General features: G+C 60.9%; 11 protein-coding genes. 1 reads left to right on the plus strand and 10 read right to left on the minus strand.

From position 1 onward, the window contains the following. Positions 1-79: 79 nt before the first annotated feature. From AB0N72_RS19285 to AB0N72_RS19320, 8 genes are all read right to left on the minus strand, one after another. On the minus strand, positions 80-1,216 hold the full coding sequence (locus AB0N72_RS19285) for a helix-turn-helix domain-containing protein (protein WP_363934079.1): 1,137 nt from the start codon (positions 1,214-1,216) through the stop codon (positions 80-82). 40 nt (positions 1,217-1,256) lie between these two features. Further along, positions 1,257-2,741, minus strand: a complete 1,485-nt coding sequence (locus tag AB0N72_RS19290; protein WP_363934081.1) for a carboxylesterase family protein — start codon at positions 2,739-2,741, stop codon at positions 1,257-1,259. Continuing rightward, positions 2,734-3,609: an alpha/beta hydrolase gene (locus AB0N72_RS19295; protein WP_363934083.1), complete on the minus strand. Its 876-nt coding sequence runs from the start codon at positions 3,607-3,609 to the stop codon at positions 2,734-2,736. The genes AB0N72_RS19290 and AB0N72_RS19295 overlap by 8 nt, the downstream gene beginning before the upstream one ends. Then, the gene (locus AB0N72_RS19300; protein ID WP_363934084.1) at positions 3,606-4,958 is read right to left on the minus strand and encodes an MFS transporter; all 1,353 of its coding nucleotides are present in this window, start codon (positions 4,956-4,958) and stop codon (positions 3,606-3,608) included. The genes AB0N72_RS19295 and AB0N72_RS19300 overlap by 4 nt, the downstream gene beginning before the upstream one ends. Before the next feature lie 288 nt (positions 4,959-5,246). Next, positions 5,247-6,719 (minus strand): FAD-binding protein, encoded by a 1,473-nt coding sequence (locus AB0N72_RS19305; RefSeq protein WP_363934086.1) that lies wholly within the window; start codon positions 6,717-6,719, stop codon positions 5,247-5,249. Beyond that, positions 6,716-7,507 (minus strand): cyclase family protein, encoded by a 792-nt coding sequence (locus AB0N72_RS19310; protein WP_363934087.1) that lies wholly within the window; start codon positions 7,505-7,507, stop codon positions 6,716-6,718. The genes AB0N72_RS19305 and AB0N72_RS19310 overlap by 4 nt, the downstream gene beginning before the upstream one ends. 43 nt (positions 7,508-7,550) lie before the next feature. After that, positions 7,551-7,964, minus strand: a complete 414-nt coding sequence (locus tag AB0N72_RS19315; protein WP_363934089.1) for a RidA family protein — start codon at positions 7,962-7,964, stop codon at positions 7,551-7,553. A gap of 85 nt (positions 7,965-8,049) precedes the next feature. Then, positions 8,050-8,949, minus strand: a complete 900-nt coding sequence (locus tag AB0N72_RS19320; protein WP_363934091.1) for a fumarylacetoacetate hydrolase family protein — start codon at positions 8,947-8,949, stop codon at positions 8,050-8,052. A 1,240-nt stretch (positions 8,950-10,189) separates the two neighbouring features. Here AB0N72_RS19320 and AB0N72_RS19325 point away from each other — a divergent pair. Next, positions 10,190-10,648 (plus strand): PhzF family phenazine biosynthesis protein, encoded by a 459-nt coding sequence (locus AB0N72_RS19325; protein ID WP_363934172.1) that lies wholly within the window; start codon positions 10,190-10,192, stop codon positions 10,646-10,648. Positions 10,649-11,385: 737 nt separating this feature from the next. Here the strand turns inward: AB0N72_RS19325 and AB0N72_RS19330 are convergent. Both AB0N72_RS19330 and AB0N72_RS19335 read right to left on the minus strand, forming a co-directional pair. Next, entirely contained in the window at positions 11,386-12,561 is a 1,176-nt protein-coding gene (locus AB0N72_RS19330) for a low temperature requirement protein A (protein ID WP_363934093.1), read from the minus strand. Between the two features lie 256 nt (positions 12,562-12,817). Continuing rightward, a complete protein-coding gene (locus AB0N72_RS19335) occupies positions 12,818-14,305 on the minus strand; it encodes an aldehyde dehydrogenase family protein (RefSeq protein ID WP_363934095.1) in 1,488 nt (495 codons plus the stop codon). Between the last annotated feature and the right edge of the window lie 245 nt (positions 14,306-14,550).

A 14,550-nucleotide genomic window follows, 5' to 3' on the forward strand; every position in this document is an offset into this window, starting at 1 on the left:
CCTTATGTACTGTCAGGCTCGTCACGGAGTCAATCTGCGGCCATAAGGTGGAACCAAGGCTAAGCATAGGAGCCGAAAGTCACCGAGGCGGACCGGTAGAAAGGACAGATCGTGCCAGTCCGTCGAATTGGCGGGGATCCAGTCCGGTGAGTTCCTGCCACCTGTCTAGGCGGTACGCGACGGTGTTTGGGTGGACCTGCAGGTTCGTCGCTGCAGCAGCCAGGCTGAATCCCGAGTTTGCGAAGGCTCGGATGGCTTCCGCCAAGCTGGGGTGTTCTTGTGCAACAGCCTTGGCCTGCCCGTAGAGGGGAGTGAGACGGGTGCGTGCATCAATGAGGCTTGCATGCAGCCATGCTTTCTCGAAAACTGATATTGAACCCGGCCAACCCACGCGCAATGCACGTTCGGCGTCCCCGATGCTTGTTTCTGCTCCCGCGAGTCCTTGGCGCTCCAGTCCTACACCAATTACATCGCGCGGATGCAGACGTCGTTGTATCTCCTGAGCCACCGCAGCATAGCCGATGCCCTGTGCCAGGACGATCATGAGTGTCCCGTGGAGACCTGCATGACAGACTCCGGGCATGCGCGTCAGTGTCTTCTGCAGGCTCTCCATGTCCCCGTCCAGCCACGGGCCGGCTTCTGTACAGACAGCGCGGAAGACTCCTCCCGGGACGAAACCCAACCGCCGGGCTCCTTCAGTTGTCTCCGATCCTTCTGAGTCACCGCTACGGACAGCTTCCAACAATCGCTGGCGCAACACCACCTGCCGGCCTTGGAGCCCACCGGACCCGGACGCAAACGCCTCGGCTACATGAGATCCGTTGTCTTGAATCCATGACCACAACGGTGTGACGAGCTGAACCAGCGTTGTTGGCTTGATGCCGTCTGTGGCGCGTAGCGCTTCCCACACGTCCCGCCCAACAATGTGAAATGCGGAGAGGACGTCCTGAACTGCAACTCCAGCATCTTCACGGCTCATGGCGGCGTACCGGATTGCTCGGACGTGAGCTGGCGACGCCGAGGAACCGTTTGCCAGCGCCACAAGTAGTGCCGCAGCCGTCTCGCGCACCGTCCGCAGATGAACCTCTACGGGCACCAGAGCATAACTCGGGACCTCAGCCCGGACGTGAACCGTTGTGCGTTCCGCAAGTTCGTCAAGATCTGCCTGCACGAGCCTGCAGGCACGCTGGGCCGGGCTCTCGGCGGACGGGCTCATGTCTCTCCTGAGATTGGCAGGCGCGGGTAATCGTTGCATCCTACAGCGAGGATTGGATCAGCCGGGCCCAAGGGTTTGAACCAGGACCGGTGGAGACCCCCTTCCAGGCACTTCTGGACGGTGCGTCAGGGTCCGGCACAGCAGCGATGCAGTCGTTGGACACGCGGAGTTCGTGGCGTGCTTCGATCGTGTACGGAGGCCAGTGGGAGGGCGGTCGACCGTCCCGGGCAAATGCGACGAGGGCCGTCGCCAAACCGTCAGGTTCTCCTCGGAGGGCGAAGAAAGACGCGACCTCTGCTCCGTGTGAAGCGACCGCTTCCCGGCCAGAAGCGTCGTAACGGTAAACGTAGGTGCGCTCGGCACCCCCTTGCAGCCGCGCCTCGGCCATTCGCAGGGTCCGGATACGGAACTGGTCACTGGCGATCCCGAGAAACAGATCCCGGTTTGGAAAGCGGGGATGGAGCGCCCGGTATCGGCTAACGATCTTCTCAGCATCCTTTGGATGATCCAGGCCATCTGCCAGAAGACCCAGCAGCTGAACTTCAGACAGGGTCGGGACGGGGACACCGGGCGTCGGTCGGACGCCGATGTGGGCCTCATCCCGGGCTGTTCCTAGGATCATGGGGACCTTGGCCGAGGCTCCTGTGCTGAACGCTTGGGAGGGCGATAGCGGCAGGACCGACCGGCCGATCACTGGCGAAAACCGCATACTGTCCGGACCTGGAACCGCGCCGACCCCCAACTGCTCTTGAGCCTGTAACAAGTCCGTCAGCGGCACATCGCGAAGGCGCTTCAAGGTGCCCGAGGCGCACCGACTGATTCCAAGAGTGGCCAGGGTCCCGAGCAGGGTGGTGCGGGCACGCTGGACGGTGTTGAGATCGAACTCGGGCCCAGCCATGACCACGGCGCCATTGATCAGTCCTTTGGCCGCGGGCATCGACATAATCATTGAGGTCTTGCCGCCACCCCCGGAATGTCCGGCGACAGTGATCCGCGAAGGATCACCGCCAAAGGAGGCAATGTTCTCGTGGATCCATCTAAGAGCTGCCACGATGTCCAAAAGTCCGGCATTGCCGGATCCCGGTACCCCAGAGTCCTCAAGGTCCAAAAAGCCGAGTAGACCCAGTCTGTGAGTGATAGAGACAACCACCGTGCCGTATGTCGCAGCCAACTGACCGCCGTCGGTGTCTGGTTCAATGGAGCTTCCGGCGAAGTACCCTCCGCCGTGGAGCCACACCAGTACGGGATGGCCTCCCGTCATTGTTGGAGTGACAATATCGACGGTGAGACAGTCTTCGCTCATACCCCGGTGTGGATCCGCTAACGGGCCGGCAGGCTGGGGAGCCACGGGAGCCGGTTCTGTGCTGTTCCGTATCCTTGACCAAGGGACCGGGGGCCGTGGTGGGGCGAAGCGAAGCGGTCCTACCGGGGCGGCGGCGTAGGGAACCCCATAAAAGCGGGCTGCACCATCACGCCACAACCCGGCCACTGTTCCGTAGCGCGTGTAGGCCAGAGGGCTACTCATGGGCACCACCGGCTTCGCCGTGGGCGGCCAGGTGCCGGATCACTTCGGGTGCCAAGTCGCCGGCAGCGGATTCCAGCTGCCAGTGACCAACCCCTTCCAGTTCCACCATCTCGTAGGGCCCATGAACTGCGGACCCGCACCGCAGGGCCGTGGCAGGTAGCAGGGCAGGGCCCTGGCTAAAGACGTAGAGAGTTGGTGTTGTCACGGGCGGGACATGGGCCATGCGTTCGACGGGAATCAGATGCCAGGCGATGGCGGCTTCCATAGTGTTGCGGTCCCTAAGACGGTCGGCTGTGGCAGCGACCACTTCTGGTTCCATACCGGACGCGTCGAGAAAGCTGATCAGTTCGGTTGCGTTGTCGCGAAGCAGCATTTCGGCCGCTTCCTTTGGGGGGCTCATCTTTTCGAGATCCTCCCAAAGTGCGCGCTGGGCCGGATCTTCTCGTACGGCGTCTGCGAAAACGGCTGGGTGCGGAAATCGCAGGGCCGTAAGGGACGCGACCCGTTGTGGATGGAGGGCTGCTACTTGCCAGGCTTGGACGGCGCCCATGCCGAAGCCGGCGAGGTGAAATCGGGTCAGCCCTAGTGCGTCGGCGATACCCATGGCGTCGGCGGTGACCGCATCGAGGGTGTATTCAGACAAGGGTGTGCGGGCTCGCGGGGAATAGCCGCGCTGGTCAAATGCGTAGGTGCGAACCCCTGCCTCAGCAAGGAGCACGGCTAGTTGCGCCCAGCTTTGCCCGTGCTGTGGGAAACCGTGGAGGGCCAGCAGCGGAACGCCGTCCGATGGCCCCCAAGCCCATGCATCAAACGTGAGTGCCCCTACCTCGATGGTGATGCTCTCGGCAGTCGTCGTGTCGGTTGTCATGATTGGTGGTGCCTTTCCATGGATTTCTGAGCCGACGGAGGGACATCCGCTTCCTGAGATGTCGGCGGCGCCGATATGTCTTGGGTGGCAGCGTGGTCCGGACGTACAGAGCGACGCAGCAGGATGGATGCCGCGATGCCGAGCGCTGTGGGGATCGCGATGCCTAGGAACAGTTGCGGTGTTGTGAGCCCGGCGGCAATCATGGCGCCGCCGGCCCAGCCACCACCGAGACGGCCGATCTGTCCTGCCCCGTTCGCCCACGACACACCGGTAGCTCGTATCTGCTCGGTGTAGAGCGACGTAGCCAGCGTGGGCAGTATTGCGTTGGAGCCCGCGATAGTGGCTGCAACGAGGCAGATAGCGACTAGGAAGCCGGCGATGCCCAGATCCACAACAGCGAGCATCACGATACCGAGCGCCCCTGCGGACCAGACAATGGCAAGAACCGACCGGGGGTCCCAGCGACGTAACGCGAAGCCGAGCAAAATTTGGCCTAATAGTCCGCAGGCCCCAAAGAGCGCCGTCACTGTGCCCGCGGCGGCCACACCCAGCCCATACCGTTCAACCATCAGCGGCAGGTAGGTGGCAATGAGGTATGCCACGCCAAGCCCGATTGCAAAGCAGGCCCAGGTTACGATCGTGGATGCGAGGTACGGGGTGGAAAGGATGGCGCGAAGTGCTGACTGGTTGGGGTAGCGCGGCCCGGACACTGTCGGGTTGCTCTCGGAAAGGGATGAATCTCCGGCAGGCGGTGTTAGGCGACCTGCAGGAAGCAGTACAGCAAGGAAGGGGACCAGAATCAGCGCGATAGCGCCGCTGATCACGGACAGGGTCCGCCACCCAAAGGCTGGAATGATCGTTGCTGCCAGCATGCTTCCCACAATGAAACCGACGGCTCCTCCAGCCCACACCAGACTTACCATCTGCGACCGCAGCCGCTGGGGCACCAGAGCGGAGACCTGCGCTATGACCACAGGGACCATGGCTCCCATCCCAGCGCATCCGATCAAGCGGATCCAGGCCAGGGCCGTCATATCCGGGGAAAGAGCTAATGCTGCTGTGAGACAGGCGAAGCATAGAGCGCTTACGACGATGACGGGTCGGTATCCGAAACTGTCAGCAAGGGGGCCTGCTACGAACCCGCCTAGTGCGGTAGCGGCGACGCTGAGGGTGACAATAAGGGTTATGGAATCCATGCCAGCACCCCATTCGTCCATGACGCGGGGGAAGATGAAGCCTGCGACGACGAGGTCCAGGCCTTCGGCCACCATCGTCAGCATGAGTAGCGCAAGAGTGAGGCGCGTGCGCATTGGTAGGGGAGTGGTCAGGCGGGGTGGCGAGGAATGCATGGGATCTCCAGGGGGTGAAAACGTTGGGGGATGGGCGCCGTTGCCGGCACTCGATAATTTGGATCGTCCGGGGCGTGTCGGTAGATCTCCAGTGATAGGTCGTGGGTTCCATAGGACATAGCCGGGGGATTAGGGGAAGCGGTGAGCTGAGCGAGGCGCGTTCGCCGGCATCATATCGAGACGCCTTGACACCGGCGTTGCACGTGCGTCCTGGGGACGCACGTGCTTTCGATGGGGCCAGGCGAGGGAGCGACTCCGATAGAGCGAGTCAGTAATTATCAGCGTGTGTCATGCGGGCAAAGACTGTGCTGCGGTTGATGGCGAGGTCCGCGTCCTGGCTGCGTTCGTACGGGTTGCGGCGAGGTACGCGGCATGTCGCCCGGCGCGCCGCCCAAACGTCACAGCACGGAGTATGGACATTGCGCCGGGGTATTCCGTGTACCAGACTCCGGTGGTAACCCCTGCGGCGTAGAGGCCCGGTATCGGTTGGCCGCCCGTGCCGATTACTCGGCCATCGATGTCCGTGCGCACTCCGCCGAAGCTGAAGATGCCGGCTGTTCGTACTGGATATGCAATGAACGGGCCGGTGGTGAGTGGGCGGGCCCAATTTGTCTTCTCGATGCCCAGGCCCTGGGTCCGCAGCCCGTCCTTGGTAGCTGGGTCGAAGGGGCCCGCCACTGTTGCGGCGTTAAATTCCTCGATTGTGCGGTGCAGGGCCACAGGATCAAGGCCTAGCGCCTCCGCCAGTCCCGGAATGGTCGTAGCGCTGACCGGTTCCAGGTTTGTTTGGTTGAGGAAGCTGAAGGCTGGAATAGCGTCAGTCTGCGCGTCGAAGATTACATAGGCTTCGTTCTCGTGGTCGCGCCAGACGGACCAGGCCAGGGGTGCATTCAATCCTTCGAATGTGCGGCTTCCCTCATCGATAAACCGTTGGCCCTTGTTATTGACGATGATGCCGTACGGTACGCCGAAGATTCCCGCATCGGGTTTGGAAGCCCGGGAGTCAACCAGTTGGACATGCAGCTTTTCGAATTGACCGGATGTAGCGCCTCCGACTTGCGTGATCATTCTTAGTCCGTCGCCCACGTTATAGCGTAGGCCGGGAACGACAGGTTTGATGTCGGCTCCGCGATCACCCACATACTGCTTGAGCTTTTCAGGGCTTCCCTCGAATCCTCCACAAGCAACGACCACAGTTCGTGCACGCAGCGTAAATTCGGTGCCGTCGGCGGTTCTGGCGGTGAGTCCGTCGACCTCGCCGGCGCCATTCTGGTGGATCATCAACGCCTCGGTCGAGTAGAGGAACTCCACACCCTTGCGGGTCCGTAGTTGAGCCATGAGTGCGTCAAGGAGTGCTTGGCCGCCTCCGACAACGGCTCCATAGTCTGACTCCATGGCGATGCCCGGATTCTGATACGCGATTTGTACCCCTTGAGTGCGCATCCATTGAGCTGTGTCGCCGCTTTCTGCCTCGAGAGTTCTGAAGTATTGGTCATCCACGTCCGGGTGTCCGCCGATGACGCGGTTGATCACTTCCGGGTCTACTTGACCGTGCTGATTGACGAACAAGTTGACCCACGACCATCGCGTGGCGCCTCCGCTTTCTTCAACGGGCGCCTTGTCTATGACGGCGATCGATGGTTTCCATCCACCTTTGTCGGCGGCGTGCAGGAACTCGGTGGCGGTGGTGAGGCCCGCTGCGCCGGTACCAACCACGAGCAGGTCATAGATCGTGTCAGTGGCTGTGTTGGTTCCGTTCATTTGGACTCCTCGAGGAGGGCGAAGACGCGCGCTGGAGCAGCCGTACCGCCTACAAGTGGAAGAGGGGCCACAATGATGGTCGCTCCATGCGCAGGCAGTTGCTCAAGATTACGGAGCGAGGTAACCCCGTATTTGTCAGAGCCCAGAAGGTAGTAGTGGCCTGGGCCGAAGGCTCCCGGATCCGGGTCCTGATCGTCAGCTTCTTGGGAGCCTCCCAGGCTGTCGATACCGATGGCCTCGACTCCATAGCCGCTCACATGAGGGTGCCCGGCCAGCCATTTGGCCGCCGAGAGGGTCAGTCCGGGCCAGCCTTGCGGATCGAGGAACTTCTCCGGGTCTGCGCTGCGTTCGCTCCAACCGGTACGCGCCAGCACCCAAGTACCCGGTTGGAAACGGCCGTACTCAGTCTCCCAAGCCTCCAAGTCCTCAATTGTCAGCAAATATGCTGGGTTCTCGCTGACCTGGTCTGTGCAGTCCACAACTGCCGCAGGCCCAACCAGTCGGTCAGGTGAGATCTGGTCGACTGATTTGCCGTTTCGGCCACTTATCCAGTGCCGGGGTGCGTCCACATGCGTACCGGCGTGCTCGCCCAGTGTGATGTCGTTCCAGGACCAGCCAGGACCGGCCTCATCAAAGTCGCTGACGGGGGTGTAGGACAACGCGGCGGTCGGGGCAAAGGGGGCTGGGACGGGGACGACGGGCGTGCTGGGGCTCAGTGGTGTCGTCAGGTCGATGACGGTTGTCGTGCCTTGGACAAGGCACTGCGATAGGGAAGTGGCAGTGGGCATGGTGCTTCCTTTGTCGGAATGGGTGGTGTGGTAGAGCTGGATACTAGGAATGCAGGTACGCGCTGGCGGCGATTTCGATCTTCATCCCGGGTGCAAGGAAGCCGGCCACGAAACCATGGCCGGTGAAGCCTCGTTCTGGAAGTCGCTCGCGGAAAATGTCGTTGAGCTCCCCGAAGTCCGCGCCGTCAGCCAGAGTTACACGGAAGTCGTAAATGTCTGCCAGCGTCCCTCCCACGGAGGCGAGTACGGCTTCGATGTTGTCGAACGTGGCGTTGGCTTGGTCTCTGAAGCTTTCCGGAAGAATACGGTCTTCAATCTCGCCGGTCAGGTTGGTGAGAGCGGAGGTGCCGGAAATGGACAGCCAGTTGCCGATCCTGATGGCACGGTCGAAGTGGCCGGCAGGGGGAGCAAGCGTTTCAGGGTTTATTGGCAATGGGCGAATCGTTGAAGTGGTCATGGAGTCTCCTCGTGTGTTCGAAGGGGTAAGGGTTGGTCGGAGGAACCGGTGGTTCGTTGGATGTCATGCACGCAGCGACGGAGCATTAGTGGAATGCAGGTGCGTTAATAGCCGTATTCTTTAGGCGTCCCAAGCCTTCGATCTCGGCTTCGATGACATCCCCGGGCGCAAGGAACGACGGTGGGTGTTGCTGGACTCCGCATCCGGCAGGTGAGCCTGTTAGCACCAGGTCCCCGCGGGCTAGGTCCATTGAGGAGCTAAGGTCGTGAAGCAAGTCGGGGATGGGCACCAACATGTCCCGACTGTTGGCCCTTTGGCGCGGGCTTCCGTTAACTGTCAGGACCATCTCCATACCAGCGTCGTAGTCGAGCTCATCGCGAGTAAGGATCCAAGGGCCGAGAGGACAAAAGCTGGGTGCGCTCTTTCCGCGGGCGATTTGGGCAAGCAGCGGATGGATATGACTGTCACCGAGGGCAATATCTCTTGCGGTGATGTCGTTGACGGCAACGAGGCCAGCGACATGCGCCCAAGCATCGGCCCGAGAAATCCGACGCCCAGACGTGCCGATGACTACGCCGATTTCCAACTCGTAGTCCAACGCCACGGAACCGGCGGGCCGGATGATCGGGTCAGAGGGCCCCGCAATACTGGTGGTGGATTTCAAGAAGACAACGGGGCGCCGGGGTGAGGCGTCAATTGGGGTGCCAGGGAGAATGTGGCCGGGGTAATTCAGTCCGACAGCGACGATATTGGTTGGTCGGGGCAGGGGCGGACCGAGTCTGACCGATTCAGCGGGGATGCGCTCGGCTGGGTTAGCCTGGGCGAGAAGCTGTGGGAGATTATTAAGATGTTCCAGCACTTCGGTCATGTCCCGAACGTGGTGCCCTGCGGCTAACAGCAAAGGGGCAATCGGCTGCAGCCATTCGCTTTGCACTAGAGCTGCAGGATGGAGGACTCCGTCGAGGAAGTATGAGACGAGTTTCATGGCGACTCCGGCTTATAGTGTGATGCCGTTCACCTTACGAATCCCCGGTCTCGCCGGTCTTTGGGGAAACCACAGAACATTCCGGTAGGTCTGACGAAGCGATGACCCAGGGCTAACCCTCCCCGGTACGCACTGGTACCACCAGGCCAGCCAGAGCAACGGTGTCAACCTGACCTTCCTGCCGGCGACATCGCACGGCTGACCAATTCCCGCGCTGGTCTCGTGGAGGCCCACGAGAGAATCCATGAACGAGAGTGAGAAGGAAGCCATGAAGACCACCCCCACATATCGGATCAGGGTGTCAGTTTTCCTTCTCATGCTCCGCATCGGGACGATGTATGGCCTCAGCGCCCCGCAAATGGGACTTCCTTCCATCTCTGGAATGACGACCGCGGACTCCGTGCTTCCCTCCGTCGCCACATCCCTTCGGCCTTGCCACAGGGGCGCCCTTTGGGAACGGGCCAACGCCTTCTTGGCGCCCGGAGGGCCGCTGGCGCAGGCGTTGCTCTTTGGGGAATTAGTTTCGTCCCGGCCGGAGCCTTCCTCCTCATGGGAAACCTCGCCGGCGTGCGTGCTCCTTCGGGGTAGGTGGCGGAGCCGCGTACCTTGTCATTGCGCCCACGGTAGTAGCCGGTCTCACTACACGGCCTCTAATTGGAAGCGTCTTAGGCTCCTGGGTTTCGCTACCGGAACAGCCATCTTCGCGTTGGTGTCTTCAGCGGCGCAGCTCCCGGCCATCCGCGGCCCCCAGGCATTCACGGTGGGTTCCCTCATCGGTACAGGGATCTGCCTTATCGCAGTTCTTGCAATGAACGGTCTTCCCCCACCCGCACCATCGCGCCGGTTAAACCCTCTGGTGAGAGAACAAAGCAAGCAAAAACGCGGCTGTCGGGACCACCCTTCGCCCCGTGGACGCCGAGAACACTTCTGGCCTGATGGCCCTGAACGTCGCTGAATGAACGATTGGTTAATTGGCAGCGAACGGCACTACTTCGACTAACTTGGTCCGCTGCGATGGCTTCGACCCGCTTGGCTTTGGCCCCGGTGTCCGCCCGCTGCCCGTCTCGGCCATGACCAACGCCCGTCATCCGCTTAGGGCGTTGACCAGTAGCGGCAATTTTGGCGGAATTCCGAGGCGGGCGGACCGGATCGTTCAGGAATGTAGCGCCGGCCTGATCGACGTGCAGCGCAGAAACGGATTTTATCTTTTGCCGCCCCGGCCACCATTCGGACGGGTGAACTGGAGGACGACTATTTGGCCCGCATCGTCCGCGCGTTCGGCATCCGTCAAGACCAGGTGCTTAGCCACCAGTGGGTGGACAACGGCCCCGGCTGGGCGGTCATTCGACTCGCTACGGCGCAGGAGGTCCTTGACCTTGAACCCGACCTGACGCAAATCCCCGACGCGATGGTCGGCGCAATCGGTGCGTTTCCAGAAGGCTTGAAGTATGCGTTCGAAATGCGCACATTCGCGCCCGGAGTAGGCGTTGCCGAGGACCCAGTCCGCGGGTCCATGAACGCCTCGGTCGGGCAGTGGCTTACGGGCACGGGGGCAGCCCCGCACATCTACAAGGTTTCCCAGGGCACCCGGCTTGGCAGGGCAGGAGACATCACGGTCACCGCCGATCCTGAAGGGACGGTCTGGGTTGGCGGAACAACGAGCACATGCTTCAGTGGCATCGCCCGCATCGAAAAATGATCGCCCGCGACAATACCGTCTCAACCATCACCACCTAGCGGCTCCCATCCTGCCTTGGAGATCGCCTGGGTGCTGGGGTTCCGCTGTTCTGGGCAGGAAACTGCATCGGTGCCGCAGCCCAAAGCATCACTCCACTCAGCCTGGTCCTGCATTGAAGCGTTCAACGCCTCCCTTATTAATGGCCTTCAACCCAGCAGTCATCACGCTGGCCGTCCCCGCGCATTCCTCTGCGAACGCTAGCTAGCCCGGTCTGGGCTGTTGGGCTGCAAGCTATGATCGGTGGCGTTGCTGGCTGGTACCTATACCATCAGAGGGCGTGTAGCCTGGCCTCAGGCACAGATCACTATCACCGCCGAAGCGGCTCTAACCGTCGTCGTGCTCAGGCTATTCGCCCTTGCCTCTGATAAGCACACCTTACCCAGCACCCGGCAGCGAACCCGTCGCTGGGATGCATTGCGATCTTCCCGTCAGTCGCTACCTTTGCACTCCGGCGCGGCCCATCGAGGAGCGCATGTCCAGGTCCTTGACCAGACCACGGAAGGGGCAGAGTTGCATTGGACGGTTCCAACCGGTCGTCGCAACACCGGGTCGTCGAGCTGATGGTAGCTGTTCGTCCAGTGCTTCGCCGGAGTCTTCCAGCCCCGTGTTTTGCGTGGTTTGGTGTTGAGGCTACACGCGATCGCTGTCAGACCATCGCTGGGCGGAGGCTGGTCTGCCGACGCGCTTCATGGCTACTACTAGGAGACGGAAGAATGGGACTTGTCCGTCTCCTCCGAGCTGCGACGGGCGTCGGCGACCGCGACGGCAAGGATTACTACCATGGCAGCGACAGCTGCGAGGTACGGTGGGGCCTGCCATGTCGCTGCCGTAAGCACAACCAATGCCATCATCGCCATGGGTCGGGAGCGCGGAAGTTCGTTCATAGCAACCCGCATGTACCACGACTGAGCCGCGAAAAACAGGAATGGGCCGCCGTAAAGCAGCGCATTCGTTGACGGTTCTGCTTCTCCGGCCGGGTGGGCAATGACTAGCTCATCCCCCACGGCGATCGCCAGCAGTCCCGCGACCATTGCCATCAACGAGTAATTTGCGTACCTGGTCGTTTTTACGGGATCTTGGTCGAAGTTTACCCGCGCCCGGGCCGCGCCCTCGGATCGCCCGAAGTATACCCACCACAGAGTAATCGTCCCGGTGAGGGCGACGGCGCCGACGAAAAGTGTCATCGGCCCTAGTGGGGCGTGCGTGATGGCAGAGCCGGTCGTCATTACCGTTTCGCCCAACGCGATGATGAAGAATAGCCGTGCACGCTCGAACTGATGTGCGACAGGAAAGGCAGTTTTCTCCGTGCGCACTCTTTTACCAGCCAGCGGGTGGGCCGCGAGCATGCCGATCAGGTCGACCACCGTGGCAATGCTCCAGAGAATCAGGCGGGGACCGCTTTCGACGACGGCACCGACGGTCCACAGCGGCCCGGACGCAACCAACCAGACTAGGGTTCGCTGGAAGTGTTGATGCATGACGGTGTCCAGGCCAGCACTCAATAGCCACAACGTCCGACCAATCTGCATGACCAGGTACGTGGTGACGAATAACCAGCCCGAAGTGTCGAAGGCCGATGCGATGGACACGTTCATGAACAATCCGAGCAGCATTGCGCCGAGGAGCATCGCCCGAACCGGACCCCGGGCAGGATCCGTCAGCGTCCCCGCCCAGGTGGTGTACGACCACACCGTGAACACCGCAATGTAGAGCACCCCGGTCTGGGCAATGCCGGTCCAGGTCAGGTGCTCGAGTAAATAGAGCGACAGCTGCATGATCGCGAAGACAAACACAAGGTCAAAGAAGAGCTCAAGCGGACTGACCTCCACATCCCCTGGATCTCTTCGTAATGATGTCCCCAATCGGAGCTTCAATTCCGACTCTTCCTCACATTCAAACCCGACCAGAACGATTCACCACGACCTCATCTTCCCAGCCAGCATACGGAAAGCAACTCAAGCTAACTGGGCCTCTCGGCAACTACCCAACTGATAATTCCGCACGGTTTCACCCCACAGCAGGAAGCCTGCAGTGGGGGACCGCCATGAATGGCCTCCGCTCCGGCCACGATCCAGCAGTAACTGATGCGGGATTCCGATGCTCTGCCGTTTGAATTCATCGAATTGCGTTTCACTTGTATGGGTTTGATCGTTCTGTAGTCAAATCCCATACGACTGCCTTGGAACGCGTGTAGAGCCTTATGGCCTCATACCCGTTCTCCCGGCCGTAACCGCTCTGCTTATAGCCCCCAAAAGGAACGGTGGCGTGAAGCGCGCGGTAGGTGTTGACCCATACCGTGCCGACCTCCAGACCGTCTGTTAGCAACTGAATCTGCGCGGCATTGTTGCCCCATACCTGTGCCGACAGGCCCAGTTTCGAGTCGTTAGCGCGGCGGAGAACCTCGTCAACATTTGCATAAGGGAGCAAACACGCCATGGGACCGAAGGCCTCTGTTCGGGCGGCTGGGTTGTTGTCCTCGACATCGGCCAGAACCGTTGGACTGTAAAATGCACCGCCAGTGAGGCCATCGGGCTCTACCACCGCACCGCCGGCTAAAAGCTTGGCCCCGTTTGACACGGCGGAATGTACCAGCGAGTCAACGAAACTGCGGTGCTTCTGGCTGATCAGGCTTCCCATCTGGGAGTGAGAAGAGGAAGGATTGCCGACGCGAAGATTGCGGGCGATCGAAGCGAACCTTGTGCAGACCTCCACGTAGAGTGCTTCTGGAACGAAGACTCGAGAACCAGCGACGCAGCTCTGACCGCTTTTGACGAAGTTCGAGTGCGCGATCAGTGGAAGTGCAAGGTCAAGGTCGGCGTCCTCCAGGAGGATAACAGGACTCTTGCCGCCCAGTTCGAGACCCACCGGAATGATCTGCTTTGCCGACTGTCGAATAACCGACCGCCCAGCCTCCAAACTTCCGGTGAACGCTACCATGCCGATGCCCGGGTGCTCTGTGAGTAGTGGGCCCACCACGCCACCTCGGCCCGTGATTACGTTTACCAAACCCTGCGGCAGTCCCGCCTCAAGCGCTAACTCCACTAGACGGAACGTCGACAGTGGAGCCAATTCTGGGGCCTTCAGCACGATAGCGTTGCCTGCGACGATCGCGGGAGCTACCTTAAAGGCAACGAAGACTGTGTTCGCGTTGTACGGGTTCACTCCAGCGACCACACCGTAAGGCTCGTCCATGCCGTAGGCGACGCGCCCCGGGTACCGGGCGAATGAACGCGATTCTAGCTTGTCGGCCATTCCGGCGTAATACTCAAGAATGCGAGCACAGGTATCGATGTCGCCGAGTGTCTCCTTCCGAAGATGGCCTACGTCTTCTGAATCGAGTTCGGCCAACTCCTGGCGATGTTCCTTCACCTTGCTGGCCCACGCCCGAAGAAGCTGGCCCCGGACATCTGGCGGCGTTGACCGCCAAATATTTTGCTGGGTCGACTTCGCAGAAGCAACGATCTCATCCACATCCTGCTTGGTGGCCTCATACGCTTCGGCGATAATTGTGCCCGTTGCCGGATTGAGGATAGGAATGTAGTCGCCCTGTCGCGGGACGACATGTCCTTGGGCGCCAACGAAGCCGACTCTACGGGTGGTGCTCTTCACAGTGCTCATCGTGATGACTCCTGAATTCAATTTAGCGGGATTGCATGAATGCTGCCAAGAGTGGCTAAGGCTGAACGTTACCGACAGCGGTCACCGTCGGCGTTCGCAGATATTTCAAGCGACCAGACAGCACGACACAAAGTTGCGGAATAATATATTTACGGCGCGCGCCTCACATACCCCCTCGACAGGACCTCTCGGGGAGGGCTATTAGAGGGAACTCGTCAGGACCACGCGCCGCGAGCTTGACGACG

It is taken from the genome of Paenarthrobacter sp. NPDC089307 (assembly GCF_040685055.1).
GTDB lineage: Bacteria > Actinomycetota > Actinomycetes > Actinomycetales > Micrococcaceae > Arthrobacter.

Coding starts and splice junctions, on each gene's coding strand:
- AB0N72_RS19290 (WP_363934081.1), bottom strand. CDS start 2,741: ATGAGTAGCCCTCTGGCCTACACGCGCTACGGAACAGTGGCCGGGTTG.
- AB0N72_RS19320 (WP_363934091.1), bottom strand. CDS start 8,949: ATGAAACTCGTCTCATACTTCCTCGACGGAGTCCTCCATCCTGCAGCT.
- AB0N72_RS19285 (WP_363934079.1), bottom strand. CDS start 1,216: ATGAGCCCGTCCGCCGAGAGCCCGGCCCAGCGTGCCTGCAGGCTCGTG.
- AB0N72_RS19300 (WP_363934084.1), bottom strand. CDS start 4,958: ATGCATTCCTCGCCACCCCGCCTGACCACTCCCCTACCAATGCGCACG.
- AB0N72_RS19315 (WP_363934089.1), bottom strand. CDS start 7,964: ATGACCACTTCAACGATTCGCCCATTGCCAATAAACCCTGAAACGCTT.
- AB0N72_RS19295 (WP_363934083.1), bottom strand. CDS start 3,609: ATGACAACCGACACGACGACTGCCGAGAGCATCACCATCGAGGTAGGG.
- AB0N72_RS19305 (WP_363934086.1), bottom strand. CDS start 6,719: ATGAACGGAACCAACACAGCCACTGACACGATCTATGACCTGCTCGTG.
- AB0N72_RS19335 (WP_363934095.1), bottom strand. CDS start 14,305: ATGAGCACTGTGAAGAGCACCACCCGTAGAGTCGGCTTCGTTGGCGCC.
- AB0N72_RS19310 (WP_363934087.1), bottom strand. CDS start 7,507: ATGCCCACTGCCACTTCCCTATCGCAGTGCCTTGTCCAAGGCACGACA.